We start from the raw sequence: 26,555 nt of genomic DNA, 5'->3' as shown, positions 1-26,555 counted from the left end.
GTCGTTGCGGGCGGCGCGGGACTGGAGGTACGCGACCGTCGTGTTGATCCAGTTGCTCATGGTGTTCCCCTCCGGCTGACGCGGTAGCGGCTTCCTTCTCGGTGCCGCTTTCGACATGAGCAACGTAGGGGCGGACGCCCCACCCGTCAGAGGGCCCCAGGGCCCAATCCCGGGCCCAATCGGAGGCCCAGTTCCTCGTCCCCCCTGCCGCCATCCCAGGTCACCCCACTCCCCGGCCGGAACCCGGTGCCGTGCCGAGCCACTTCGCGGCGGCTTCGGAGCGGCTGGTGCTGTGGAGCTTGGCGAAGATGCGGTTGATGTGGTTCTTGACCGTCTTCTCGCTGATGAAGCACGTGGCGGCGATCTGCTGGTTGTTCATGCCGGACGCGATGAGGTCCATGATCTCCGCCTCTCTCGTGCTCAGTCGGAACCTCGACCTGTCGGGAGCGGCCGGGCGACCGCCCGTCCACCCAGACGACGACTGTGCCATATCCGGTTGCAGTTGCGAAAGGTTTTCCGCAGAAGTGGGCGGGGACGGGATGCGCGGCAGGCCGATTCCCGCTGGGGGGCGGTGAGTTGTGTGCACGGCACCCAGGCCTTCCGGCAATGCCCGATCCCCTCCCGTCCCCTGCCGGAGTTGCGCCAGCAACGCTCCCGCCGCCGTCGCCGTGAAGTGGGCCCTGCCCTCCTTGATGTCCCGTACCGCCGACACCAGCTGGTCCGCCGTGAACTCGCCGTGGACCAGGTAGCCGCCCGCTCCCCTGCGCAGCGCCTCCTGGACGATCTCCGTCTCCCTGCTGTACGTGAGCATCACGACCGGGGCGATCCGCACCAGGTAGGGCAGCGCCGAGATGCCGTCCACGCCCGGCATGCGGACGTCGAGGAGGACGACGTCGGGGCGGTGGGCGTGGGCCGCCTCGTAGGCCTCCTTGCCGTCGGCCGCCTCCGCCACGACCGTGATGTCCCCGCGGCCGGAGAGCAGCGCGGTCAGGCCGGCCCGGACCACCGGGTTGTCGTCGGCGACCACGACCCGGAGCGCGGCGGGCGGGGGGACGTTCTGGAAGGGGTTCGGCGGCGGTTGCGTGGGGCTCTGCATGGGGCTGCCTCCTCTCCGGGGGTGGGGGGACGCGTACGGCTGGTTCATGGGGTCGCCTCCGTGGGACCGGGCGCCGCCACGGCTGCCAGGGGGAGTTCCAGGCGGACCTCCGTGCCCCGGGCGTGCGAGCCGCGGCCTATGCGGATGCGGGCGCCGACGGAGGCCGCCCGTTCGACCATGCCGAGCAGGCCGAAGTGGCCGGCGCGGCGGAGCTGTTCGAGGTTCGTGCCGGGCGGGAGGCCGCGTCCGTCGTCGTGGACGCTGATGCGGAGGAGGCCGCCGTGGACGCCCGCGTGGACGTCGACCCGGGTGGGTTCGGCGTGGCGGTGGGCGTTCTCCATGGCCTCCGAGGCGATGGTCAGGAGCTGGCGGGCCACCGCCGGCGGGACCGGGGGGACCGTGTCGCCGCCCGTCGGTCGGTACGTCGCCGGCAGGCCGGTGCGGGTGCTGAAGTCACGGGTGCGGGCCGCCAGTTCGACCAGGACGTCCGTGCCCTGGTCCGGGTCCGACTCGCGGCGCAGGTCGGCGAGGAGTTCGCGGGACTCCGCCGCCGCCCGGCGGGCCGAGCGGGCGACGAGTTCCGCCTGCCGCTTCACCAGGGCCGGGTCCATGCGCTCCGCGCCGGCCGTGCCCGCCAGGCCGTCGGCCGCCAGGGCGACTCCGTGCAGGGTCTTCGCCACCGAGTCGTGCATCTCCCGGGCCAGGCGGGCGCGTTCCGCGCCGACCGCCTCCGTGACGGCCAGGCGGGCCTGGACCGCCGTCAGGGCCTGGGTGGCCGCGCCGAAGCGGAGCATGAGGTTGCGCAGGCTGGAGCCGACCGCGCCCGCGACCACGCAGAGGCCGGGGAGGAGCGAGACCTCCGCGGGGCCCGCGTGCGGGTCCTCCAGGGTCGCGTAGACGAGCAGCAGGATCAGGCCCTGGAGGGAGGCGAAGACGGCCGCGCCCCTCCAGCCGTAGACCAGGCCCGCCAGGAGCGGGGTGCAGACGCTGACGTAGGCGAGCGTGGTGTCCGGGCCCGCCGAGATGAGGAGCAGGGCGCCGAAGAGGGTGTCCACCGCCAGCAGCGAGGGGTGGCGCAGGAGGAGGGGGCCGAAGCGCTCCCAGTCCCGGAAGAGGACGTAGGACGCCATGAAGGTGACCACCACCGCGATGCCGACCAGGCGGGTGCCCCAGCCGGGGCCCGCGTTGAGGAGGGCGGCGGGGGCGGCGAGCGCGATCATCGCCAGGCGGAAGCCGAAGACCTGCCGGCACAGGGCCTGGAGGGCGTTGATCTGGATGTGGACGTCCGGTGCGGGGGCGGGTGCGGGCACGGGTGCGGGTCGTGGGAGGTGCGTCCGGCCTTCGGCCGGGTTTCCGTTCCCACCCGCACCACTCCCACCCGCACCACTCGTGCGGCTCCCGTCGCCGGCTGCGGGTGACCCCTGTGGGGGCCGGGCGCCGTCGGCGGCCGGTCCGTGGGCTTGCGCGGGCGCCGCCGGTTCCCAGCCCGGTGGGAGCGCCGGGGTCACCGACGTCACCGGGATGTCCGGCGCGCCCGTCCGGGTGTGGGCGGGCAGGACCGTGCCCGCCGGTGGGGTGGTGATCTCGGGAGTCCTGGGGTGTCGGCGGAGCAGCCCCGTGCGTTCCCCGGTCGTCGTCATGGCACCCTGCCCCCGTCCTACTCGCCCGTGATCGAGCCGAAGTCGGTGCCGGAGCCGAGGATCAGGCCGGCGCCGAGGAGGATCATCGTGGCCGGGACCATGAACGTGGTGATCATCATGGTGGCCTTGGGGACCGCGCGGGCGGCCTTGCGGCGGGCGTTCTGGGCGTCCGTGCGGCGCATGTCCTTGGCCAGGGCCACCAGCGTGTCGACGATGGGGGCGCCCAGTTCCTCGCCCTGCTGCAGCGCCGTGACGAACATGGCGACCTGTTCGGAGTCGTTGCGGCGGCGCAGCTCCGCGAAGGCCTGGCGGCGGCTCATGCCCAGGTCCATCTGGCGGAGGGTGATGCGGAGTTCGTCCGCCCACGGGCCCTCGTACTTCGACGCCACGCGGTCCAGGGCCTGGCGGAAGCCCAGGCCCGCGCTGACCACCACCGCCAGCACGTCCAGGAAGTCCGGCAGCGTCCGCTCGATGACGTCCCTGCGGATGCGGATGGCCGACCAGATGCCGACCTCCGTCCAGAACGCCCCGAAGGCGAGCAGCAGCAGGGCCACGAAGAGCTGGCCGCGCATGAGGAAGACCAGGAAGCCGACGCCGCCGAGGGCGCCGTAGACCGCGCGGCGGGCGGCGTAGCGGTCGATGGTGAGGCCGCCGGGGTTGCCCGCCAGGTCGATCTTGCGGCGGTACTTGGCGACCTGCTTGGGGCCCATGACGCGCAGGACGGCGGGGGCGTAGCGCATGCCCATGCGGTCGACGAGGGAGTCCACGGCTCCGGTGCGGGTGGCGCCGACCTCCAGGGCGAGGACGAGGTCGCCGGGGAGTTTGGCCTCGGCCCGGTACATGCGGATGCCGGCGAAGACGCCCCAGACGCCGAGGCCCATCAGCAGGGCGAGCAGAAGTCCCATGTCGGTCAGCCTCCTCGCCGGTCAGACGTCGATGCGGGACAGGCGGCGGATGAGGACGAAGCCGACGGCGTAGAGGCCGAACGCGATGATCACCGCGGCCTGGCCGGCGGGTGAGCCGGTCATGCGTTCCAGGGCGCCGTCCTTCACGCCGTTCATCAGGAACAGGGAGCCGACGCCGAGGACGGGGACGGCGTACGACGTCATGCTGACCTGGGAGAGCTGGGTGCGGACCTCGCGCCGGGTCTCCTTCCTCTCCTCCAGCGTCTCGGTCAGGTTCCTGAGCGCGCTCACCACCTGGCCGCCCGCCCGGTTGGACAGCACCAGGGTGGTGACCAGGACGACCAGCTCGCGGGAGGGGAGGCGGTCGGCGAGTTCGTCCAGCGCGTCGTCCATCGACGCGCCCACCGCCAGCTGGTTGGCGACCTTGGCCAGTTCCTCGCCGGCCGGGGCCTCCAGCTCCTCCGCCGCCATGCCGATGGCCGTGCGGAGGGCCAGTCCGGCCTGGGTGGCGTTGGCCAGGATGCGGGCCAGTTCGGGGAGTTGGTTGATGAACTTCTCGATGCGCTTCTGGCGCTGCCAGTTGAGGAACTGCACCGCCACCCAGACGCCGAGGAGGCCGGCGATCGGGCCGAAGAAGGGGGCGAGGGTCGCCTGGCCGACGAGCCAGAGACCGGCGACCGTGGCGAGCATGGCGGCGAAGAACTCGCCGGGGGTGATGTCCAGGCCGGTGGCCAGCAGGCGCAGCTCCAGCTTCCGGCCGAGCCTGGTGCGGCGCAGGCGGCGGTCCAGGGTGGGGAAGTGGCGCCGGCGGCCGGTGACCGGGATCCGGCCGGTGGCCGACAGGCGGTCCACCAGCGCCTGCCGCTGTGCCCTGCCGGTGGCGTAGGAGTGCACGCCGACGACCGCGAGGACGCAGGTCAGCAGCGTGATGCCGGTGGTCAGCGTGATCAGGTTCTGCAGGTCCATGGGGACGGTTCCTACCTGGCTTCTCGGGTGGCGAGCTGGTCGGCGGACTGGGCGATGCCGAAGGCCTGGGGGACGGGCTGGCTCGCCATGTAGAGGCGGTCGGCGGTGCGGCGCGGGAGCGGGTAGTACTCGAAGGCGCCGTGGATCCGGCCGTCGGCGGCCATCGGCCGCGCGTGGAAGCGGGCGACCGTGGCCAGCCGGTACGGCTCGCCGCCGTGGCTCTCCAGCAGGGCGATCTCGGTGATGCGGCGGGCACCGTCGGCGAAGCGGGTGAGCTGGACGATGACGTCGACGGCGCTGTTGATCTGGTCGTGCAGCGCGACGAAGGGGATCTCGACGTCGGACATGGAGGCGAGGGTCTGCAGGCGCATCAGCGCGTCCTCGGCGCTGTTGGCGTGGACGGTGGCGAGGGAGCCGTCGTGGCCGGTGGACATCGCCTGGAGCATGTCCAGGGACTCGCCGCCGCGGACCTCACCGACGACGATGCGGTCGGGGCGCATGCGCAGGGAGTTGCGCACCAGGTCGCGGATGGTGACCCGGCCCTTGCCCTCGACGTTCGGCGGGCGGGACTCCAGGCGGATGACGTGCGGCTGCTGGAGCTGGAGTTCGGCGGAGTCCTCGATGGTGATGATGCGTTCGCCCTCGGGGATCAGGCCGGAGAGGGCGTTCAGGAGGGTCGTCTTCCCGGTGCCCGTCGCGCCCGAGACGATGACGTTGAACCGCGCCTGCACCAGACCGGCCAGCAGGTGGAGCATGTGCTCGTCGAGCGAGCCGAGGCCGATGAGTTCGTGGAGGGTGAAGGAGCGCGGGAAGCGGCGGATGGTGAGGGTGGCGCCGGTCAGGGACAGCGGCGGGATGATGACGTTGACGCGCTCGCCGGAGGGGAGGCGGGCGTCGACCATCGGGTTCGACTCGTCCACGCGTCGGTTGACGGTGGAGACGATGCGCTCGATCGTCTGCATGAGCTGGTCGTGGGAGGCGAACCGCATCGGCAGTTGCTCCACCCGGCCGCCGCGCTCGACGAAGATCGCGTCGGGGCCGTTCACCATGATCTCGGTGATCGACGCGTCCTCCAGCAGCGGCTCCAGGATGCCGAGGCCCAGTGCCTCGTCGACGACCCGGCGGATCAGCTGGGAGCGTTCGACGGTCGACAGGACCGGGCCCTCGCGGCTGATGATGTGCCCGAGCACCCGCTCCAGCCGCGCGCGGCGTTCGGCCGCGGCCAGCGAACTCATCTCCGCGAGGTCGATCTCCTCCAGGAGCTTGGCGCGGTAGGAGGCGACCAGGTGGCCGTCCTCGCCCCGGCCGGCCGTCTCCTCGGGGGAGCTGATACGTGCCCGCAGGCTCATGCGTCCGGTGCTCCTCGTCCTCGTTCGCTCGTCCTCGGTCAGTGGTCGATCGGCATCGTGGCGCTCTTGCGGGCGGGGCCGAAGTCCCAGCCCGGGACGATCGACGGGATGTCGACCGTGGCGGTGACGGTGACCTCGTCGCCGCCTTCCGCCACCCCGCAGTCGGTGCCGTCGGCCAGCCAGGCGCTGACGGCGGCCGTGCAGGCCGCTCCGGCGCCCTCGTCCAGCGACGCGCTGCGCGCCCCCGCCCGCGCGGCGGTGCCCGCCTGCTGGGCGGTGTAGGCGATCAGGCCGAGCTGTACGGCGGCCATGGCGACGATGAGCAGAACGGGGAGGAAGCCCAGGTATTCGAGCGCCGCCTGGCCGCGGTCGCGGTCCCGCCGGTTCCGGAGGTGCCGGCTCTGCCGGTACGGCATGTCAGTCCACCTCCTCCTCGACCGCACCCGCGTGGCCCTCCACGTCGAAGGGGAAGGAGACGGTGCCCGGGAAGAGGATGGGGACGTTCAGCTTCACGTCGGCGGTGACGAAGCCGCCGGCCGTCGCACAGTTCACGGTCGCTCCCCCCGCCCACGCTCCCGACAGCTTGTCCAGCCCGGCCTCCCGGCAGGCGCCCTGGCGTGCGCCCGGTGCCGCCGCCGTCGCCGCCCGTACCGCCTCGTCCGCAGCATTCCCCGCGAGCGTGAAGGTGTACCCCACCAGCACGAGCTGCCACAGCACCACCAGGGTCACGAGGATCGTCGGGGTCATACCGAGGAACTCGATGGTGACCTGGCCCCGGTCACGGTCACGGCGCCGGCGTAAGTGCGTCATGCTCTTCCCTCTCGTCCCCTCATCCCCCGCCGTCCTTCCGCCGCCGGAAGCCCACCGGGCCCCGGTCGCCGCGCAGCCGTCCCGCCTTGTGGGCGCCCTCGCCGGCCCTGACCAGGCCGAGTTCGCCGGCCAGGCCCCACAGGGCCTGCTTGACCGTGCTCTTGCTCTCCAGCTCGTGGACGCGGCCGGCGTCCACGACGCCCTGCAGTTCCTTGAAGTGGGCGGGGACGGTGGTGGCCGCCACCGCCGTGCCGGTGATCTTCTGGATGAGCGGGGGCTGGATCTCCGTGGACCGGCTGTGGCGGTTGACCACCACCGTGGTCTCCTCCGCCTTGCGGATCTGCAGCCGGTCCCACATCCGCACCGCCCGCTTGGCGCCCCGTACGGCGATCACGTCCGGGGTGGTGACCAGCAGGGCCGTGTCGGCCATCTCGACCGCCGCCGCGCCTGCCCCGGAGAGCTGGGCGCCGCAGTCGATGACGACGACCTCGTAGCGGGAGCGCAGGGCGCTGACGATCTGGCGGGCGGACCGGTCGGTGACCTCCTCGCCGCGTTCGCCCTCGGCGGGGGCGAGCAGCAGCGCGACGCCGGTGTCGTGCCGGAAGACCGCGTCGGCCAGGACGCGCGGGGAGATGTCGTTGATCGCGGCGAGGTCGACGACGGACCGGCGGAACTGGACGTCCAGGTAGGAGGCGACGTCGCCGGTCTGGAGGTCCATGTCGACGAGGGCGGTGGCGCGTCCGGACGCCTGGGCGGCGAGGGCGAGCTGGACGGCCGTCAGGGTGGCGCCCACGCCGCCCTTGGCCCCGCTGACCGTGACGACCGTGCCGCCGACGCCGGTGAAGACGTCGCTGCCCGCGCCGAGGTGGCGGCGTACGCCGACCGACCACTGGGCGACCGCCTGGACGCGGCTGGCGAGTTCCTCGTAGCTCAGCGGCAGGGCGACCAGTCCGCGGGCGCCGTAGTCCATGGCGGCCTGGAAGAGGCCGGGGCTCGCGTCGGAGGTGACGAGGATGACGCCGACGGCCGGGAAGCGCAGGGCGACTTCGCGGATCAGCTCCAGGGCGGGGACGGGACCGATCCGCTCGTGCACGACCACGACCTCGGGCAGCTCGTCGACGGACTCGGCGGCCAGGCGCGCGAGGGTGTCGACGAGCTGGGTGGAGTCGACCACCGGGGCCACCGGCTCGGCGTCCGGGAGCTGGCTGAGCAGTGTGGTGAGGGACCGGACCGCGTCCACGTCGCCGACTGCCGGGAGGATCCTCGTGGGCATGCGGGCCTCTCACTTGTCCTTCGCGAGTTCGTACGTCCGCTGCGAGTCGGGGACGGTGGTGTCACCGCCGGGCGCGACCAGCGCGAGGCGGACCCGCTGGGCGAACGACTCGGCGTAGGTGATGCGCTGGGCGTCGATGGTGGACAGCGCGAAGGTGATCGGGACGGCGTCGGTGGGCTGCCGGCCGCGGTCGCTCTCGTCGGGCTGGAGGGCGGTGAGCCGGCCCACGTCCAGGACCTTGGCGTTCGTCACGATGATCTTGGACTGAGCGGGGTCGCCCTCACGCTCCCCCTCGAAGGTGGCGTAGACGTTGACCGTCGAACCCGGCGTGATCTTGCCGGCGACGCCGGTCGCCGCGTCGATCATGATGGCGACCTCCTGCTGCCCCGGCTGCAGGGCGGGCTGGTCCACGATCATGTCGCTCTGCAGCAGGGAGCCCTCGCGCAGGGTGGTCACGGCGATCTTGCCCCGGATCTCGCGCAGGTCGGTGACCGCGTTCTCGGACAGCCACCGCTCGGGCATCTTGATCTTCTCGAACTGGTCCGTGCCGAGGACGGTGTAGGGCGCCACGTCCGCTTTCAGCCGGTACGCGGTGACCTCGGGGCCCACCTTGGACTTCACGTCACTGATGACGGACAGCACGCCGGCGAACGCGCCGAGGGCGCACAGGACCGACAGGAGCAGGAGTATCACGCCGCGGCGCTGACGGGAGTTCATGAACCGTGCAACCTCATGGGGGAATCGGTCGAGCGGAATCGGGCGGGCGGGACCAGGTGCGGTGAGCGGTGGGCCGGGCGGGTCGCGCGGGGCGGGACGGAGGGTCCGGGGCGACGCGGGTCCCCCGGGGCGCCCCGTGGTTCAGGACTCACCCGACGGCCGTGCGGTTCTCGGGCCGTGACCGGTACGGGTCCTCCTGGCCGGGTGGTGTGGCCGAACAGAACACGCACCGGTCGCCGATGAGGTCGATGCCGCACCAGTGGCAGGTGGTGCGGCGCACGGACGTGACCAGCTGGTAGAGGACGGACAGGTCGGGCAGGTAGGTGCAGAACTCGATCAGCTTGCCGGTCCCCCACCAGCCCGGGGATTCGGCCGGAAGCGGTGTCTCGCGCAGCCCCTGGACCTTCCAGGACGGCGCCAGGGCGCCGGTGACCCAGTCGGACTGGAGCTGCCCCTTGGCGACGAGCATCCAGGTGCCGAACTCCGGGCCGTCGAGCGCGGCTTCGGGACCGAGGCGGACGAGCTGCGGCTGCGGGTGGGCGAGGACGGCGAACTGGCTGCCGGGCATCCAGGACTTGGCGTGCTGCTTGAGGTTCACCGGGACGCGGTCGAGGCGGGCGACGGAGCCCAGCAGCGCCCCGGCGTGGATGTAGTGGATCAGCAGGCGGCCGGCCGAGGCGAGGACGCCGGGGGCGAGGTCGCAGGAGGCCAGCTGCCGCAGCTGGCGGGCCAGGACGGCGAGTCCGAGCGGCGGGAGATCGGGGTGGAAGAGCGCGATCCGGTCGCTCTCCAGCAGGGAGCGCAGGGTGTGCAGCCGCCGCCGGACGGCGGCGGGGGCGGCCTGCGAGCAGACCACGATGACATGCCCGTGCTGCTCGGTCAGCATCTGGAGGTCGGCCAGCACCTGTTCGAGCGGACGGGTCTCGACGTCCCGCAGCACCACGGCGGGCAGGGTTCGTTCGTCCTGCGGCGGCAGCGCCATGTCGGCGCTGGTCACGGCAATGGCGGTTGGCACAGCGCAGCTCCCCGATCTCCCCACGCCCCGTCGGCCCACCGGGCGTTACCCCGGCGCACCCAGGTGACTTCACTGCGTGACTACCTCAGCACTGTATCCACGGCTCTGTGACCGGAGAACAGCGTTTGAGTAGCTGAAGCGGAACTCCTGTGGCACAAGGCGCTCCATAACGGGACAGGTTGAGCATCCCGCCGGTCCCGGTCCGGACCCGGAGGTGTGGGTTCCGCGCATCGGCTTGACGCCGGATCCGCCGTGCGGTGCCGACGGGCAGGAGGGTGCCGGACGGCGGGACTCGGCGGCCGACATCGGTCCGGACCCATTGACAAGGCGATTGGTCTGGACCACCTTGTAGGTCCAACGGTGGCCACCGTCGCTCCCCCCTCCCCTCCCGTCTTCCCGTTCCTCCCATCCCCCTCTCCCCCACCGGAGGCCCCAGTGGACCGCGTACCGGGCACGCCCCGACGCAGCAGACGCATCTGGGCCGGAGTCCTCGTCTCCGCCCTCGCCCTCACCTTCGCCGGCGCGGGCCAGGCGTCCGCCGCCGACGTCAACAACGCCAAGAACGCCGGCTTCGAGGCGGGCCTGAGCGACTGGACCTGCTCGGCGAACAGCGGGACGACCGTCTCCTCCCCCGTGCGCGGCGGTACGGCCGCGCTCAAGGCGACGCCGTCCGGTCAGGACAACGCCCGCTGCAGCCAGACCGTCGCGGTGAAGCCCAACTCCACGTACCGGCTGAGCACCTGGGTGCAGGGCGGCTACGCCTACCTGGGCGTGACCGGCACCGGCACGACGGACGTCTCCACCTGGACCCCGGACTCCACCGGCTGGAAGCAGCTGTCGACGAGCTTCACCACCGGTGCCGGCACCACCTCCGTGACGGTCTACACCCACGGCTGGTACGGCCAGGCGGCCTACTACGCGGACGACTTCTCGGTGTTCGGCCCCGACGGGGGCGGCGGCGACGAGGAGCCCACGGTCCCGGGCACGCCGGGCGGTCTCGGTGTCTCCGGCACGACGGCCTCGTCGGTGTCCCTGGCGTGGAACCCGGTGCCGGGGGCGACGGGGTACACCGTCTACCGCGACGGCACGAAGGCGGCGGCGGTGTCGGGCACCTCGGCGACGGTGACCGGACTCGCGGCCTCGACGTCGTACTCCTTCCAGGTCGCCGCGACCAACGCGGCGGGCGAGTCGCCGAAGTCGGCGGCCGTGACCGCCCGGACGAAGGAGGACAACGGCGGCGGGGGCGGTGACCTGCCCCGGCACGCGGTGACCGGCTACTGGCAGAACTTCAACAACGGCGCCGCGGTGCAGAAGATCTCCGACGTCCCCGCCCAGTACGACATCATCGCGGTCGCCTTCGCGGACGCCACGAGCACGCCCGGGGCGGTCACCTTCAACCTGGACACCGCCGGGCTGAACGGCTACACCGTCGACCGGTTCAAGGCGGACGTCCGGGCCAAGCAGGCGGCCGGGAAGAAGGTCATCATCTCGGTCGGCGGCGAGAAGGGCACCGTGACGGTGAACGACTCCGCCTCGGCGACGGCCTTCGCGAACTCGGTGTACGCCCTGATGCAGGAGTACGGCTTCGACGGCGTCGACATCGACCTGGAGAACGGTCTCAACGCGACCTACATGACGCAGGCGCTGCGGGCGCTGTCCGCGAAGGCGGGCCCGTCGATGATCCTGACCATGGCGCCGCAGACGATCGACATGCAGTCCACGTCGAACTCCTACTTCAGGACGGCGCTGAACGTGAAGGACATCCTCACGGTCGTCAACATGCAGTACTACAACAGCGGCTCGATGCTGGGCTGTGACGGCAAGGTCTACAGCCAGGGCTCCGTGGACTTCCTGACCGCCCTGGCCTGCATCCAGCTGGAGGGCGGCCTCGACCCGTCCCAGGTCGGCCTGGGCCTGCCGGCCTCGACCCGCGGCGCGGGCAGCGGCTACGTCTCCCCGACCGTGGTGAACAACGCCCTGGACTGCCTGACGCGGGGCACCAACTGCGGCACCTTCAAGCCGTCGAAGACGTACCCGAGCCTGCGCGGGGCGATGACCTGGTCCACCAACTGGGACGCGACGGCGGGCAACGCCTGGTCCAACGCGGTCGGCCCGCACGTCCACGCGCTGCCGTAGCCGGCACCCGGCGGACCGCCCGACCGCCCCTGCCCGTGACGTGCGGGCGGGGGCGGTCGCGTGCGAACGGCGTCACGCGAACGGCATCAGAAGAACTCCGACCAGGGCTGGTCCCAGATCTGCTTGACGCACAGGATCAGGAACAGCAGGCCCGCGACGGCCAGCATGGCGTTGCTGAGGGCGCCGTTGCGCCACTCGCGCGGGGTGCGGTCGGAGTTGAGGAGCCAGACCAGGGTGAGGGCGAGGAAGGGCATGAAGGCGGCGCCGAGGACGCCGTAGACGATGACCAGGCGGAAGGGCTGGCCCTCGAAGAGCAGGATCATGGGCGGGAAGGTCAGCCACAGCAGGTAGGCGCGGAACGGCCAGGACTTCTCCCGTGCGCCGGAGGCGATCTCCTCGCCCTCGGACGCGGCGGCCCGCTTCCGGACCCGGGTCACGAAGTCGGCGAACATCAGGCTCACGCCGTGCCAGACGCCGATCAGCGAGGTGAAGGAGGTGGCGAAGAAGCCGATCAGGAAGAACTTGGCCGTCGCGGTGCCGTACCGGTCCTCCAGGATGTCGCCGAGCTGGACGAGGCCCTTGTCGCCGCTCGCGAGGGCGATCCCGGCGGAGTGCAGCAGCTCCGCGCCGACGAAGAGCATGGCGATCACGAAGACGCCGGTGGTGAGGTAGGCGACGCGGTTGTCCAGCCGCATGACCTTCATCCAGCCGGTGTTCGTCCAGCCCTTGGCGTTGACCCAGTAGCCGTAGGCGGCGAGCGTGATGGTGCCGCCGACGCCGCCGATCAGACCGAGGGTGTTGAGGACCGAGTCCTTCCCGTCGGGCACGACCGGGAGCAGTCCGGCGAAGGCGTCACCGAGGTTCGGGGTGACGCGGATCGCCAGGTAGACGGTGACGACGAACATGACGCCCACCAGGACGGTCATGACCTTCTCGAAGACCGCGTACTTGTTGAACCAGACGAAGACCAGACCCGCCAGGGCGCAGGCGATGCCCCACCATTCGAGGTCCATCACGTCCGGGAAGAGCGCCTGGAGCGGCAGGGCGCTGGACGACATCGCCGCCGCGCCGTAGACGAAGCCCCAGACGACGACGTAGACGCCGAAGAAGTACGTCGTCCAGCGGCCGAGGCTCGCCCAGCCGTCGAACAGGGTGCGGCCGGTGGCCAGGTGCCAGCGGCCCGCCGCCTCGGCGAGGGAGATCTTCACCAGGCAGCCGATGATCGCGGCCCACAGGAGGGTGTAGCCGAAGTTGCTGCCCGCGATGAGCGTGGCGACGAGGTCGCCGGCGCCGACGCCGGTCGCGGCGACGACGATGCCGGGGCCGATGTACTTCCAACTGGACTTGCGGGGCTGGGGGCCGGTGCCGTGCGGTGCTCCGGTGTCCTGGGTGTTTCCCGTGGTGTCCGCCATGGGGGTCAAGAAAGCGGATGGGTGCCGGGCGGGCAAGGGGGCGTGCGGGATCTTCACCGGATGCACCTGGTTGGGGGCGTCCGGGGCGCTTCCGGGCGACCGGCCGGGAGTGCATCTTGACCTGATCATGTCATGCACTGACGATGACGGCACCGCACCACGCACGTCGCCTGGACAACCCCCACCTCCCACAAGGAGACTTCATGCGACTCCGCATACGCGGCAGACGGTCCGCCGCGCTCGCCGCGCTCCTCGCCCTCGCGCTCGCCGCGCCCCTCTCCGCGACGGCGACCGACGCCACCGCCGACAGCGCGGAACGGGCCGCGCCCGCGGCCGACGACATCCGCCAGTACGAGATCCACCGGCACACGACCCCCGTCACCCGTACGGCGATCCAGCGCTCCGGCGTCACCGTGGACGAGGCCGACGAGGAGACCGTCGTCGTCTCCGGGCGCGCCGACCAGATCCGCAAGCTGCGCCAACAGGGGTACGAGGTCACGCCGTTGGGCGCGGCGCCGGACCGCTCGTCCGGCGCCGACGGACTGCGCCTGTACGACTTCCCCTCGGCCGACTCCCGCTACCACAACTACGCCGAGATGAACGCGGAGATCGAACAGCGGCTGTCGGCGTACCCGAACATCATGAGCAAGCGGGTGATCGGCAAGTCCTACCAGGGCCGGGACATCGTCGCCGTCAAGATCAGCGACAACGTGGCCGCGGACGAGAACGAGCCGGAGGTGCTGTTCACCCACCACCAGCACGCCCGCGAGCACCTGACCGTGGAGATGGCGCTGTACCTGCTGCGCGAACTCGGCGCGGGCTACGGCAGCGACTCGCGCGTCACCAGCATGGTGAACAACCGCGAGATCTGGATCATCCCCGACCTCAACCCGGACGGCGGCGAGTACGACATCGCCACCGGCTCCTACCGCTCGTGGCGCAAGAACCGCCAGCCCAACTCCGGTTCGTCGTACGTCGGCACCGACCTGAACCGCAACTGGAACTACCGCTGGGGCTGCTGCGGCGGCTCCTCGGGCTCCAAGTCGTCCGACACCTACCGGGGTTCCGCCCCGGAGTCCGCGCCCGAGGTGAAGGTCGTCGCCGACTTCGTGCGCAGCCGGGTCGTCGGCGGGGTGCAGCAGATCAAGGCCGGCATCGACTTCCACACCTACAGCGAGCTGGTGCTGTGGCCGTTCGGCTACACCTACTCCGACACCACGACCGGGATGACGGCCGACGACCACGCCGCGTTCAAGGCGGTCGGCCAGAAGATGGCCGCGAGCAACGGCTACACGCCCCAGCAGTCCAGCGACCTGTACATCACGGACGGGTCGATCGACGACTACCTGTGGGGCGTCCACAAGATCTTCGGGTACACCTTCGAGATGTATCCGCGGTCCAGCTCCGGGGGTGGGTTCTACCCGCCCGACGAGGTCATCGAGCGGGAGACCTCCCGCAACCGCGACGCGGTGCTCCAACTCCTGGAGAACGCGGACTGCATGTACCGGTCGATCGGCAAGGGCGCCCAGTACTGCGGCTAGGCCGGCGGTTCCCCGCTCTGCTGCTCGGCGGTGTCCTCTTCGAAGTACGCGTCCAGGACCGCGTCCAGCTGTTCGTCCCACTCCTTGTGCTGGGAGCGGGACCTGGCGACGATCTCGATCGGGTACCAGCGGCGGTCCGGGGTGTGGACCGTGATGGTGAACCGCTTGCCGAAGCGCGGCGACTCCGTCTCCACGGCGCCGATCTCGTCCCAGCGGAAGTCGCACTCCTGGTCGTCCAGACGCAGGCGCACGCCCCTGTGGTCGGCGACGATCCGCGCGCGGAAGTCGGACGCCTCGAAGACGGGTCCGTCGGGGCCGGTCTCCTCCTCGGAGGGGGCCGGCTCCTCCGCCTCGGGGGCCGGCCCCTCCGCCCCGGGGGCGGCGGCCTCGGGCTCCTCACCCTCCTCCCGGCCGGCCGCGGCGTCCTCGGCCCTGTCCGGCGTGGCGTCCTCGCCGGACGCGGGTGCGGTGAGCCCGGGGATGAAAGCCGGGTCGAATCCGGCGCCTTCCAGGGGCTGGCTGCTCGAACCTATGCGCTGCTGCTCCACAGCGGAGCAGTATGGTCGACAAACCTGTGCCGCACCCAGCCGACTCCTACTTCGTTATCAGACGCCTACACGGGAACCACGGCTCACACGAACAGGCTGAGCACCGCCGCGACCACGAATCCGGCCACCGACAGCACGCTCTCCAGCACCGTCCAGGTCTTGAGCGTGTCCCGCTCGCTGATGCCGAAGTACTTGGCGACCATCCAGAACCCGCCGTCGTTGACGTGCGAGGCGAAGATGGAACCCGCCGAGATGGCCATGATGACGAGCGCGACGAACGCCTGCGAGTGGTCGCCCTCGGCGAGCAGCGGGGCCACGATGCCCGCCGTGGTCACGATCGCCACCGTCGCCGAGCCCTGCGCGACCCGCAGCACCACGGAGATCAGGTAGGAGAGGACGATCACCGGCAGGCCGACGTCGTTGAAGGTGTCCGAGAGCGCCTGGGCGACTCCGCTGCCCTTGAGGACGGCGCCGAAGACCCCGCCCGCGCCGACCACCAGCAGGATGTTGCCGACCGGCTTCAGCGAGGACGTCGAGACGGTCTCCAGGGACTTGCGGGACCAGCCGCGCCGGATGCCGAGCAGGTAGTACGCGAGGAACAGCGCGAGGGTGAGGGCCACGAAGGGGTGGCCGAAGAACTCGACCACCGAGCGGAGGGTGGAGGGGTCCAGGGCGATCGAGGAGAAGGTCGCCGCGAGGATCAGGACGAGCGGCGTTCCGATGATGCCGAGGACCGTGCCGAGCGGCACCGGAGCCTCCCGCGGCTCGACGCCGGACGCGCGCTGCTCGGCGACGACGGCCTGCTTGGCCTCCTCGGCCGCCTCGACCATGTCCTGCGGCACGGCGACGAAGATCCGCTTGCCGATCCAGGCGGAGTAGACCCACGCGGCCACGACGGCCGGGAGTCCGCAGACGACGCCCATGAGGATGACCCAGCCGAGGTCGACGTGCAGCAGTCCGGCGGCGGCCACCGGGCCGGGGTGCGGGGGCAGGAAGGCGTGGGTGACCGAGAGGCCCGCGAGCAGCGGCAGGCAGTAGAGCAGGACCGACCTGCCGGAGCGCTTGGCGGCGGCGTACACGATCGGCGCGAGGACGAAGATGCCGACGTCGAAGAAGACCGGGATGCCGAAGATCAGGCCGGTCAGTCCCATGGCGAGGGGCGCCCGCTTCTCGCCGAACAGGCCGAGCAGCCGGCCCGCCAGCACCTCGGCCCCGCCGCTGACTTCGAGGATCGCGCCGAGCATGGTGCCCAGGCCGATGATGATCGCGACGTGGCCGAGGATGCCCCCCATGCCCGACTCGATGGTGGACACGGCGTCCGAGCGCTGGACCGTGCCGAAGAGTTCGGTGACCGACAGGCCCGCCAGCAGGCCGACGGCTATGGAGACGCCGAGGAGGGCGACGAAGGGCTGGAGCCGGACCTTGATGATCAGGAAGAGGAGGAGCGCGATACCGATCGCGGCGACGGTCAGCAGCCCCGCCGTGCCGTCGAGGAGGAGGAGCAGACCTCCGGTGTGCGGGGGTGTCTCCGCCGGGGCGGAGGCGGCGAGCGGGAGGGACGGGTGGAGCATGGCGGGGGTCCTCTGCGTAAGGGCATGGTGCTTTCGGGCAGGGGGGATCGCGGCACGGCGCACAGGGCGCCGTGCCGGACGACTGCGGGGGGTGGGGGAGGTGCGGGGCGCGCGTCGGCCCCGGACGCCGGCGCGTCAGCCCAGGACGGCCAGCGCGTCGATCTCGATGAGGAGGCCGGCGGGGAGACCGACGTAGACGGTCGTGCGGGCGGCGGGCGGCTGGGTGAGGCCCTGCTCCTCGAAGTAGGCGTTGTAGATCTCGTTCATCTCGGCGAAGTGGTCCACGTCGGTGAGGTAGACGCGGATCATCATCACGTCGTCCCAGCTCGCGCCGCCCTCCTCGAGGATCGCCTTGACGTTGGCGAGGGTCTGGAGGGTCTGCTCGCGCAGGGTGGGGCCGGCGGGCGTCGGGGGCTTGCCCTCCTCCGCCGGGAGGAAACCGACCTGACCGGCGACCTGGAGGATGTTGCCCTTGCGCACCCCGTGCGAGAACTTCGCGGGCGGGGTGGTGTGGGTCTTCGGGGTGAGCGCGGTCTTCTCGGCCTTCTCGGTCTTCTCGGTCATGCGGGGTGTCCTTACTGGAGTTCTGCCGGAGTTCTGCCGGAGTACTCGCCGCTGATCGCGTCCGCCGTACGGCGCACCAGCGGGAGCAGCGTGAGGAGTTCGTCGGCGGTGACGACGACGTTCGGCGCGGAGACCGACATCGCGGCGACCACCCGGCCGTCGGCGCCGCGGATGGGTGCCGCGACGCAGTTGATGGACTCCTCGTGGCCACCGAGGTCGGTGGCCCAGCCCTGTTCGCGCACCTTCTCCAGCTCGCGCAGGAACGCGGCCGGGTTGGGGGTCGAACGGGACGTGTACATGGGGTAGTCGAGCTTCTCCGCGAGGGCGCGGCGCTCGTGCTCGGGCAGGTCGGCCAGGAGCAGCTTGGCCACGGCCGCGACGGTGATGGCGACGGGCTTGCCGATCCGCGAGTACATGCGCACCGGGTAGCGGCTCTCCACCTTGTCGATGTAGAGGACCTCGTTCTCCTCGTACACGGCGAGGTGGACGGTGTGGCCGCAGCTCTCGTTGAGGCGTACGAGGTGGGGGTGGGCGATCTCGCGGACGTCGAGGTTCTCCATCGCCTCCTGGGCGAGGGCGAAGAGGCGGGCGCCGAGGCGGTAGTGCTGGTCGGACTGGCGGTAGACCAGGCCGTGCTCGTGCAGGGTGCGCAGCAGGCGCAGGGCCGTGGACTTGTGCACGCCGAGGCGGTCGGCGACCTGTCCGAGGTCGGCGGGGCCCTCGGCGAGCAGCGGCAGGATGCTCAGCGCGCGGTCGACGGTCTGGCTCATGGGGTGCTTACCTCCTCCTCGGCCCGGCCCGCGTCGCCGTTCACGTCCCTGTGCGCGTCCGCGGTGTCGGTCTCGGTCCAACCGGGGCCGAGACGCAGTCTCCCCCACGCGGTGTCGTCCAGGGCGGCCAGCCGGTCGGCCAGGCCGCGGGCGGGGGGAACGGCGAGGTCGCCGGGGACGGTGAGCGCGGCGGCGGCCATGAGGTGGCCGTGCCGCAGCCGGTCGCGTACCGGCAGTCCGCGCAGGGTGGCGGAGAGGAACCCGGCGGCGAAGGCGTCCCCGGCGCCGACGGCGGCGACGACGTCGACGTGCAGGGCGGGCACGAAGGTCGCGGTGCCGGTGGCGTCGTCGCACAGCAGTCCGTCGGTGTCCTTGTCGAACGCGACCGCTCCGCCCCTGCCCTGCTTGACGACCACGATCTCCGGTTCGGGCAGGGCCTCCCGCACGGCGCGTGCGCCGTGCAGCCCCCACGCCTCACGGGCCTCGTCGTCGCCGACGAAGACGAGGTCCGCGCCGCGCGCCAGGTCCAGCAGCACCTCGGGACCGCGGTCGTCGCGCCACAGGCCCGGCCGGTGGTTGACGTCGAAGGAGACGAGCGGGCGGCCGGGGCGGGGGGCGGTGAGCTCCCGCATCAGGTCCAGGCAGCCGGCGGAGAGCGCGGCCGTGATGCCGGACAGGTGCAGGACGCGTCCGGCGCGCACCGCCTCCAGGTCGACGTCGGCGGCGGTCATCGCGGAGGCCGCGGAGCCCGCCCGGTAGTAGGCGACCTCGTGGGCGTCGGTGGCCCGGTCGCCGGCCGTGCGGAAGTAGACGCCGGTGGGGCGGTCCGGGTCCCGGCGGACGTACGACACGTCGACGCCGTATCCGCCGATCGCCTCGACGAGGTGGTCGCCGAAGCCGTCGTCGCCGACCCTGCTGACCCAGCGCGCCGAGTGGCCGGCCGCCGCCAGCACGCAGGCGGTGTTGGACTCCGCGCCGCCGATGCCGCGGTCGAAGGAGGGGACGTCGGCGAGGCGGCCCGGCCGGGAGGGCAGGAACGTCACCATGGACTCGCCGAGCGCGACGACGTCCACGACGTCGGGGGCGGTGCAGGGTCCGGTGGCCGTCACGATGGCGTGGCTCCTCGTCGGGCGGAGTGGGAGGGAGTCGGGCGGGGGCGGGCGGAGGGGACGCGGTTTCCGTTGACCGCGCGTGGCCGAGATGTTAGACAGCGGTAAGCGATATACGCAACGAGTGTTGCAGTAGATGCAACGCACCTGATCAGGGAGGCTCTGATGGTCCTCGACCCCGGCTCCGACACTCTCACCGCCCTCGCCGCGGAACGTGTCGACCACCGTTTCAAGGGTCTCCCGCCGGACGCCGGGGGGCTGACCGTCGGCGAGCTGGCCGGCCGGCGCCTCAACCTCTTCACCGACGGCTTCACCACCCCCGTGCTCGCGCTCTCCGCCGAGCGCCTGGAGCACAACCTGAGGCTGATGGAGACCTACGCGGCCCGGCACGGTCTGGCCTTCGCCCCGCACGGCAAGACCTCCATGGCCCCGCAGCTCTTCCACCGCCAGATCGAGCACGGGGCGTGGGGCATCACGCTCGCCGTTCCGCACCAGGTGCGGGTGGCGCGGGCGTTCGGGATCCGGCGGATCTTCCTCGCCAACGAGCTGGTGGACGCGGCGGCCCTGCGGTGGATCGCGGCGGAGCTGGACGCCGACCCGGACTTCCGGTTCGTCTGCTACGTCGACTCCGTGCGCGGGGCGGAGCTGATGGACGCGGCGCTCGCGGGGGCCTCCCGCCCGGTGGACGTGGTCGTGGAGCTGGCCGCCGGGGAGGGTGCCCGCACGGGCGTGCGGACGGAGGCGGAGTGCGCCGCCGTCGCCGACGCCGTGGCGGGGGCGCGCGGGCTGCGGCTGGCCGGGGTCGCCGGGTACGAGGGGGAGGTCCCGCAGGCGGACCCGGAGCGGGTGCGCGCGTGGCTGCGGCGGCTGGTGTCGCTGGCGGCCGGCTTCGACAGGGCGGGGCGGTTCGCGGGGCTGGACGAGATCGTGGTGAGCGCGGGCGGCAGCGCCTGGTTCGACGCGGTGGCCGACGTCTTCGCCGAGATCCCCCGACTCTCCGCGCCGGTCCTGAAGCTGCTGCGTTCGGGGGCGTACGTCTCGCACGACGACGGCCACTACCGCAAGCTGACCCCCTTCAACCGGGTGCCGGAGGAGGGCGCGCTGGAACCGGCGTTCCGCCTGTGGACCCAGGTGGTGTCACGCCCCTCCCCCGACCAGGCCTTCGTCAACGCCGGCAAGCGGGACGCGGCCTACGACCTCGACCTGCCGTTCGCCCAGGTGGTCCGCCGGGACGGCGCCGAGCGCCCGGCCACCGGGATCTCGGTGACCGCCCTGTCCGACCAGCACGCCTGGCTGCGCACCACCGGGGAGGCCGACCTGGAGGTCGGCGACTGGGTGGGCCTCGGGCTGTCCCACCCCTGCACGTCCTTCGACAAGTGGGTGCTCATCCCCGTGGCCGAGGCGGACGGCACGGTGGTCGACTACATCCGTACGTTCTTCTAGGAGGCCGGCATGGAAGAGCTCGTCATCCGGGACGCGGACGTCGTGGACGGCTCCGGCGACGACGCGTACCGCGCGGACGTGGTCGTGGACGGCGGCCGGATCGTCTCCGTCGTGAAGGAGGCGGCGGCAGCGGGCTGCCAGCGCCCGAAGGCGCGCCGCGAGCTGGACGCCGAGGGGCTGGTCCTCTCCCCCGGGTTCATCGACATGCACGCGCACAGCGATCTGGCGCTGCTGCGCGACCCCGACCACAGCGCCAAGGCCGCGCAGGGCGTCACGCTCGAAGTCCTGGGCCAGGACGGCCTGTCGTACGCGCCGGTCGACGACCGCACGCTCGGCGAGGTGCGCCGGGCGATCGCCGGCTGGAACGGCTCCGGCGACGACATCGACTTCGACTGGCGGTCGGTGGGCGAGTACCTGGACCGGCTCGACCGCGGCATCGCGGTCAACGCCGCCTATCTGATCCCGCAGGGCACGGTCCGCGCGCTCGCCGTCGGCTGGGAGGACCGGGAGGCCACGCCCGGCGAGCTGGACCGGATGCGGCGGCTGGTCGCCGAGGGCATGGAGCAGGGCGCGGTCGGCATGTCGTCGGGGCTGACCTACACGCCCGGCATGTACGCCCAGGAGGCCGAACTCACCGAACTGTGCCGGGTGGTGGCCGAGTACGGCGGCTACTACTGCCCGCACCACCGCTCCTACGGCGCGGGCGCGCTGGAGGCGTACGCGGAGATGGTGGCGCTCACCCGGGAGGCGGGCTGCGCGCTGCACCTGGCGCACGCGACGATGAACTTCGGGGTGAACAGGGGCCGGGCGCCCGAACTGCTGGCGCTGCTGGACGAGGCGCTGGACGCCGGCGCCGACATCAGCCTCGACACCTACCCCTACACGCCCGGCTGCACCACCCTGGTGGCGCTGCTGCCGAGCTGGGCGAGCGAGGGCGGCCCGGAGGAGATCCTGCGGCGGCTCGCGGACGAGGGGACCGCCGAGCGGATCCGCCACCACCTGGAGGTCACCGGCTCGGACGGCTGCCACGGGGTGCCCGTGGAGTGGGAGACCATCGAGATCTCGGGCGTCGGCGACCCGGCGCTGGGCGAGTACGTGGGCCGTACGGTCCTTCAGGCGGCGCGGGAGCGCGGCGAGTCCCCCTGGGCGGTCGCCCGCGGGCTGCTGCTGAAGGACCGGCTGGCGCCGACGATCCTCCAGCACGTCGGCCACGAGGAGAACGTGCGGGCGATCATGCGGCACCGCGCGCACACCGGCGGCTCGGACGGCATCCTGCAGGGCGCCAAGCCGCACCCGCGCGCGTACGGCACGTTCCCGCACTACCTCGGCCACTACGTCCGGGAGTTGGGGGTGCTGTCGCTGGAGGAGTGCGTGGCGCACCTGACCTCGCGCCCGGCCGCGCGGCTGCGGCTGCCGGACCGGGGGCTGGTCCGTGAGGGGTACAAGGCCGACCTGGTCCTCTTCGACCCGGACACGGTGGCCGCGGGCTCCACCTTCGAGCGGCCCCGCACGCTCCCGACGGGCATCCCGTACGTGCTGGTCGACGGGCGGTTCGTGATCGAGGACGGGCGGCGCACGGACGAGCTGGCGGGGCGGGCGGTCCGCCGGACTCCCCGGTGACCGCCCGCCCCGCACGGGATCCCTACGGCTTGGGCAGGAGGCAGCCGCTCGCGCTCAGGTCGAGCCGGTTGTCCACGCCGAAGCAGGCGGGGAAACGGTACGTCTGCTGGGCGTAGTTGATGCCCTGGCGGACCGTCACGGCGCCGTTCTCGTCGACCTCGCACGGGTTGTTGACCGTGCAGCGCTCGCCGTCCTCGTTGCCGGTGTTGTTGACGGCGACCACCTGGCCGGTGGCGTCGTCGACGACCGGCGAGCCGGAGGTGCCGCCGATGGTGTCGCACGCGGGGGTGTAACGGACCGAGTCCTTCCAGGTCCAGTCGCCCTCCTTCATCCGGTACACGAACCCGTCGACGGAGCAGCTGTAGATCCGCTTCCAGTAGCCGGAGACCACGCTGATGGCGGTCCCGGCCTGCGGGCGGGTGCCGGACAGGGGCAGCGCGTCGATGCCGTACGCGCTCTTGATCTGCGCGTACGTGGTGCCGAGCCGGTAGATCGCCGCGTCCGTGTCGGTCATGGTCGCGTACACGAGCCGGTTGGCGCGCAGGGTGGCGACCCGGGAGCCGGAGGAGTTGAGCAGTCCGAAGCTGCGGCTGGACGCCCGGTCGACGAGGACCTGGCCGGGCGCGGGGAAGCCGCTCTCCAGGCAGTGGCCGTTGGTGAGGACGAGCGCCGGGTCGTCGTCCGCCGAGCCGGGCATGCGGACGACGGAGCCGGAGCAGTTGCTGAGCGAGACGGTGCCGGCGAAGTTCACCGCGCCGGCCTTCGGCGCGGTGAGACCGGACAGGGTGTCCGCCGCGGTACCGACCACGCCGTCGACGACGTCCGTCACCGTGGTCGGGCCCGAGCCCGTGGCCGTGTCCGCGCCCGTGGGGGAGGGCTCGGCGGCGACCGCGGGAGCCGCGCCCGCCCCGGCCATCGCCAGGGCGCACAGCGCGACGACGAGAGGTTTTCTCATGGGGGGTCCCCTCATTGCGACGTCGGGCGACCGGGGGCCCGGAAATCCGGGAATCCTCCGGCCACCCACAGGATTGTCATGTGCATTGTCATCACGCGGGCGGCGAGGGGACAAGGAGGTGTTTCCGGCCGGGCACTCCCCCGGGACGGCACACGGCCGACGCCCCGGCCGGCCGCGGCGACACCCGGAACAGGGTCGTCCACTCCCGTGGAGACAGCGGGGGCCGGCATGGGGAGGGTCGGTGCGGAGATCATGGAGACACCGGCCGACGGCCCCGCGGCGAGCCCGCGTCCGGCCTGTATCCCGCCCCTACTTGGGCCGCTTCGGCCCCTGACCCCGGCCCGGCCGGTCGTCGCCACCGCCCGAGCCACCGGACGCGGAGGCGGAGGCGGAGGGGGACGGTGCGGGAGGGGCCGGTGCGGGAGGGGCCGGTGCGGGAGGGGTGCCGACGGTCGGGGTGGCGGCCGTGGTCGGAGTGGTGAGGGGGGTCGGGGCGGTGGACGCGCCGGCCGTCGGCGTCGGCGGAGCCTCGTCGGCCGTCCGCTCCCCGCCGGACGCGCCCGCGCCCGGGGAGCCGTGACCGCCCGGCGAACCGTCGGTGCCGGCCGGGCTCCCGGAGGGGGACGGGTCCGGCGCGGCGGGCGCCTCGGGCTCCCCCGCCGTCGGTCCCGTGCGGTCGTCCCTGCTCCCGGCCCCGCCGGACGGCGAGCCCGAGAAGGCGAACCCGGCGATCAGCGCCGCCACCGACGCCGCGCCCACCGCTCCCACGGCCACCGTCACCCGGCGCGAGCGCCGGGGGGCGGCCCTGCGGTGGGCACGTCGGCCCGAACCGCCGCGGCGGGAGCCGCCGGCGCCGGACCGGCCGGACGCACGCCCCGCGCCGTCACCCGCCGGGTACGGCTCGCCGTCACCCGGCGCGGGGGCCGGGCCGGCCGCCTCGGCCGGGGGCGGCTCGCGCGTCTCGTCGTACGCGTTCTGCCAGCCGTGGGCGGTCGCCGGGTCGGCGTACCCGTCGTATGCCGGGGACGGGGCGGACTGCGGGAGGTACACGTTCGGCGGGCCCTGGGGTTCCCCCGCGCCGCACCCCTCGTCGGCGTACCGAGATGGCCTGGACATGGCGGCGCATTCTAGGGATGCGGAGGGGCATCGGGACAACGAGCGGACATAACCTCCCGAACCGCTTGTCCCACGTGTCGGAAAACACGACCCGAACCGCGATACCGGGCCGTAAGCTCCCTGCATGCAGGTGATCCAGTCGACCAAGCTCGCCAACGTCTGTTACGAGATCCGGGGCCCGGTGCTCGAGGAGGCGATGCGGCTGGAGGCGTCCGGCCACCGCATCCTCAAGCTGAACACCGGCAACCCGGCCGCCTTCGGCTTCGAGTGCCCGCCGGAGATCCTGGAGGACATCCTCCGCAACGTGTCGTCGGCGCACGGCTACGGCGACGCGAAGGGCCTGCTGGCCGCGCGCCGGGCGGTCGTCATGCACAACCAGACCCTCGGCATCGAGACCGACGTGGAGCACGTCTTCATCGGCAACGGCGTCTCCGAGCTGATCGTGATGGCGATGCAGGGGCTGCTGGACGACGGCGACGAGGTGCTCGTCCCCGCGCCCGACTACCCCCTGTGGACGGCCGCCGTATCGCTCTCCGGCGGCACGGCGGTGCACTACCGCTGCGACGAGCAGTCGGACTGGATGCCCGACCTCGCCGACGTGGAGCGCAAGGTCACCGACCGCACCAAGGCGATCGTCATCATCAACCCGAACAACCCGACCGGCGCCGTCTACGACGAGGCGGTCATCAAGGGCCTGACGGACATCGCCCGCCGCCACAACCTGCTGGTCTGCTCGGACGAGATCTACGACAAGATCCTCTACGACGACGCGAAGCACATCCCGACCGCCTCCGTGGCCCCCGACCTGCTCACCCTCACCTTCAACGGCATGTCCAAGGCGTACCGGGTGGCCGGCTACCGGGTGGGCTGGATGTCGATCTCCGGGCCGCGCGCGCACGCCGACTCCTACATCGAGGGCCTGACGATCCTGGCGAACATGCGCCTGTGCGCGAACATGCCGGGCCAGCACGGCGTGGTCGCGGCACTCGGCGGACGCCAGACGATCAACGACCTGGTGCTGCCGGGCGGCCGGCTGCGCGAGCAGCGGGACACGGCGTACGAGCTGCTGACCCAGATCCCGGGCGTGAGCTGTGTGAAGCCGAAGGGGGCGCTGTACCTCTTCCCGCGGCTGGACCCCGACGTCTTCAAGATCAAGGACGACCGGCGGATGGTCCTGGACCTGCTGCGCCGCGAGAAGATCATGGTGGTCCAGGGCACCGGCTTCAACTGGCCGGAGCCGGACCACTTCCGGGTGGTGACCCTGCCGTCGGTCACCGACCTGCGGGACGCGGTGGGCCGGATCGGCCGCTTCCTGGACGGTTACAGCCAGCCCTGACCGGAGACGGTCACCGCCGGCCCCGACCGGACCCGCGCGGCCGCCCCGTCCGGACCCGTGTTCACCCTGCGTGGCCCGGCTGTCCGGTTTTGTGAACGACTCAACTTTAGACGAAATCTAAGCTAGGATGGCTTCCTGTCAGCACCCAGGAGGCCATCCATGTACGAACCGATCCGCACCAAGTCGGTCCACAGCACGATGGCCGGCACCCCCCACGACTTCCCCCACCGCTCCCGCGAGGAGGAGCTGGACATCCAGCTCGCGGGACACCTCGCCGCCCTGCTCGCCGTCACCGACGAGCTGCGTGCGGCAACCCCCTCGGCCGACCTGGACGCCGCGGCCGAACGGATCGCCGAGCAGGTCACCCGCCTGCGGGGAGGACGGGTGCCGGCCCGCGCGTCGGTGACCACCACCGGCCGTGAGCCGGACGCGACGGCGCTGCACCGGCGTGCGCACGCCCTCGCGGGCCGCGCCCTGGTCGTCGCCGCCTCGCGCGCCGACACGGCGGCGGCGATCCTCGCCGCCGAACGGATGGACGCGCACACCGCGGCCCTGCAGCCGCGCGAGCTCGCGTCCCGCTGAGCCCCACCGGGCTCCTCAAGGACGGCCCCGGTCCGCGTGCACCCGCAGCGACGCGCGGACCGGGCGCCATGCACCCACCCC

Annotated in this window: 24 protein-coding genes; 6 read left to right on the top strand and 18 right to left on the bottom strand. The window is 72.2% G+C overall.

Annotated elements, in window-relative coordinates:
• Positions 1 to 220: 220 nt before the first annotated feature.
• From RIM90_RS19135 to RIM90_RS19090, 10 genes are all read right to left on the bottom strand, one after another.
• Positions 221 to 1,096, bottom strand: coding sequence for a response regulator transcription factor (locus RIM90_RS19135; protein WP_309061942.1), 876 nt, complete (start codon positions 1,094 to 1,096; stop codon positions 221 to 223).
• A 44-nt stretch (positions 1,097 to 1,140) separates the two neighbouring features.
• Positions 1,141 to 2,736 (bottom strand): ATP-binding protein, encoded by a 1,596-nt coding sequence (locus tag RIM90_RS19130; RefSeq protein ID WP_309061941.1) that lies wholly within the window; start codon positions 2,734 to 2,736, stop codon positions 1,141 to 1,143.
• Positions 2,737 to 2,753: 17 nt separating this feature from the next.
• Entirely contained in the window at positions 2,754 to 3,641 is an 888-nt protein-coding gene (locus tag RIM90_RS19125; RefSeq protein WP_309061940.1) for a DUF5936 domain-containing protein, read from the bottom strand.
• Between the two features lie 21 nt (positions 3,642 to 3,662).
• Positions 3,663 to 4,607, bottom strand: coding sequence for a type II secretion system F family protein (locus RIM90_RS19120; protein WP_309061939.1), 945 nt, complete (start codon positions 4,605 to 4,607; stop codon positions 3,663 to 3,665).
• A gap of 11 nt (positions 4,608 to 4,618) precedes the next feature.
• Positions 4,619 to 5,956 carry a CpaF family protein gene (locus RIM90_RS19115; RefSeq protein WP_309061938.1) on the bottom strand — a complete coding sequence of 446 codons (1,338 nt, stop codon included), beginning with the start codon at positions 5,954 to 5,956 and terminating at the stop codon, positions 4,619 to 4,621.
• Between the two features lie 38 nt (positions 5,957 to 5,994).
• Positions 5,995 to 6,372 carry a TadE/TadG family type IV pilus assembly protein gene (locus RIM90_RS19110; protein ID WP_309061937.1) on the bottom strand — a complete coding sequence of 126 codons (378 nt, stop codon included), beginning with the start codon at positions 6,370 to 6,372 and terminating at the stop codon, positions 5,995 to 5,997.
• Between the two features lies 1 nt (position 6,373).
• A complete protein-coding gene (locus RIM90_RS19105) occupies positions 6,374 to 6,766 on the bottom strand; it encodes a pilus assembly protein (RefSeq protein WP_309061936.1) in 393 nt (130 codons plus the stop codon).
• A gap of 19 nt (positions 6,767 to 6,785) precedes the next feature.
• Positions 6,786 to 8,039 carry an AAA family ATPase gene (locus tag RIM90_RS19100; RefSeq protein WP_309061935.1) on the bottom strand — a complete coding sequence of 418 codons (1,254 nt, stop codon included), beginning with the start codon at positions 8,037 to 8,039 and terminating at the stop codon, positions 6,786 to 6,788.
• 9 nt (positions 8,040 to 8,048) lie between these two features.
• Positions 8,049 to 8,756 (bottom strand): Flp pilus assembly protein CpaB, encoded by a 708-nt coding sequence (cpaB, locus tag RIM90_RS19095; protein WP_309061934.1) that lies wholly within the window; start codon positions 8,754 to 8,756, stop codon positions 8,049 to 8,051.
• 148 nt (positions 8,757 to 8,904) lie between these two features.
• Positions 8,905 to 9,753: a hypothetical protein gene (locus RIM90_RS19090; RefSeq protein ID WP_309061943.1), complete on the bottom strand. Its 849-nt coding sequence runs from the start codon at positions 9,751 to 9,753 to the stop codon at positions 8,905 to 8,907.
• Positions 9,754 to 10,206: 453 nt separating this feature from the next.
• Between RIM90_RS19090 and RIM90_RS19085 the strand changes: the two genes are divergently transcribed.
• Entirely contained in the window at positions 10,207 to 11,907 is a 1,701-nt protein-coding gene (locus RIM90_RS19085) for a glycoside hydrolase family 18 protein (RefSeq protein ID WP_309061933.1), read from the top strand.
• A gap of 86 nt (positions 11,908 to 11,993) precedes the next feature.
• On the opposite strand, the gene RIM90_RS19080 is transcribed toward RIM90_RS19085, so the two are convergent.
• Positions 11,994 to 13,319: an Nramp family divalent metal transporter gene (locus tag RIM90_RS19080; RefSeq protein WP_309061932.1), complete on the bottom strand. Its 1,326-nt coding sequence runs from the start codon at positions 13,317 to 13,319 to the stop codon at positions 11,994 to 11,996.
• 203 nt (positions 13,320 to 13,522) lie between these two features.
• On the opposite strand from RIM90_RS19080, the gene RIM90_RS19075 reads away from it, so the two are divergent.
• A complete protein-coding gene (locus tag RIM90_RS19075) occupies positions 13,523 to 14,860 on the top strand; it encodes a M14 family metallopeptidase (protein WP_309061931.1) in 1,338 nt (445 codons plus the stop codon).
• Here the strand turns inward: RIM90_RS19075 and RIM90_RS19070 are convergent.
• From RIM90_RS19070 to RIM90_RS19050, 5 genes are all read right to left on the bottom strand, one after another.
• Positions 14,857 to 15,408: a hypothetical protein gene (locus RIM90_RS19070; RefSeq protein ID WP_309061930.1), complete on the bottom strand. Its 552-nt coding sequence runs from the start codon at positions 15,406 to 15,408 to the stop codon at positions 14,857 to 14,859. The two genes, RIM90_RS19075 and RIM90_RS19070, sit on opposite strands and share 4 nt — an antisense overlap.
• An 83-nt stretch (positions 15,409 to 15,491) precedes the next feature.
• A complete protein-coding gene (locus tag RIM90_RS19065; protein WP_309061929.1) occupies positions 15,492 to 16,979 on the bottom strand; it encodes a gluconate:H+ symporter in 1,488 nt (495 codons plus the stop codon).
• 135 nt (positions 16,980 to 17,114) lie between these two features.
• On the bottom strand, positions 17,115 to 17,543 hold the full coding sequence (locus RIM90_RS19060; protein WP_309061928.1) for a RidA family protein: 429 nt from the start codon (positions 17,541 to 17,543) through the stop codon (positions 17,115 to 17,117).
• Between the two features lie 11 nt (positions 17,544 to 17,554).
• Entirely contained in the window at positions 17,555 to 18,313 is a 759-nt protein-coding gene (locus tag RIM90_RS19055; RefSeq protein WP_309061927.1) for an IclR family transcriptional regulator, read from the bottom strand.
• A complete protein-coding gene (locus tag RIM90_RS19050) occupies positions 18,310 to 19,422 on the bottom strand; it encodes a sugar kinase (RefSeq protein ID WP_309061926.1) in 1,113 nt (370 codons plus the stop codon). The genes RIM90_RS19055 and RIM90_RS19050 overlap by 4 nt, the downstream gene beginning before the upstream one ends.
• Before the next feature lie 165 nt (positions 19,423 to 19,587).
• On the opposite strand from RIM90_RS19050, the gene RIM90_RS19045 reads away from it, so the two are divergent.
• Positions 19,588 to 20,865, top strand: coding sequence for an amino acid deaminase (locus RIM90_RS19045; RefSeq protein ID WP_309061925.1), 1,278 nt, complete (start codon positions 19,588 to 19,590; stop codon positions 20,863 to 20,865).
• Between the two features lie 9 nt (positions 20,866 to 20,874).
• Positions 20,875 to 22,485, top strand: a complete 1,611-nt coding sequence (locus RIM90_RS19040) for a D-aminoacylase (protein ID WP_309061924.1) — start codon at positions 20,875 to 20,877, stop codon at positions 22,483 to 22,485.
• A 22-nt stretch (positions 22,486 to 22,507) separates the two neighbouring features.
• Here RIM90_RS19040 and RIM90_RS19035 read toward each other — a convergent pair whose 3' ends face one another.
• Together RIM90_RS19035 and RIM90_RS19030 are read right to left on the bottom strand one after the other, a co-directional pair.
• Positions 22,508 to 23,440, bottom strand: a complete 933-nt coding sequence (locus tag RIM90_RS19035) for a serine protease (RefSeq protein ID WP_309061923.1) — start codon at positions 23,438 to 23,440, stop codon at positions 22,508 to 22,510.
• Between the two features lie 309 nt (positions 23,441 to 23,749).
• Positions 23,750 to 24,556 carry a hypothetical protein gene (locus RIM90_RS19030; RefSeq protein WP_309061922.1) on the bottom strand — a complete coding sequence of 269 codons (807 nt, stop codon included), beginning with the start codon at positions 24,554 to 24,556 and terminating at the stop codon, positions 23,750 to 23,752.
• A 124-nt stretch (positions 24,557 to 24,680) separates the two neighbouring features.
• On the opposite strand from RIM90_RS19030, the gene RIM90_RS19025 reads away from it, so the two are divergent.
• Both RIM90_RS19025 and RIM90_RS19020 read left to right on the top strand, forming a co-directional pair.
• Complete coding sequence (locus RIM90_RS19025; RefSeq protein ID WP_309061921.1) at positions 24,681 to 25,892, top strand: pyridoxal phosphate-dependent aminotransferase; 1,212 nt, start codon at positions 24,681 to 24,683, stop codon at positions 25,890 to 25,892.
• Positions 25,893 to 26,051: 159 nt separating this feature from the next.
• Entirely contained in the window at positions 26,052 to 26,474 is a 423-nt protein-coding gene (locus RIM90_RS19020; RefSeq protein WP_309061920.1) for a hypothetical protein, read from the top strand.
• Positions 26,475 to 26,555: the final 81 nt, after the last annotated feature.

The sequence above is a fragment of the Streptomyces sp. genome, assembly GCF_031181555.1.
GTDB classification, from domain to species: domain Bacteria; phylum Actinomycetota; class Actinomycetes; order Streptomycetales; family Streptomycetaceae; genus Streptomyces; species Streptomyces fimbriatus.
Note: the sequence above shows the minus strand (reverse complement) of the source record. Positions and strands in the feature narration are given on the sequence as shown.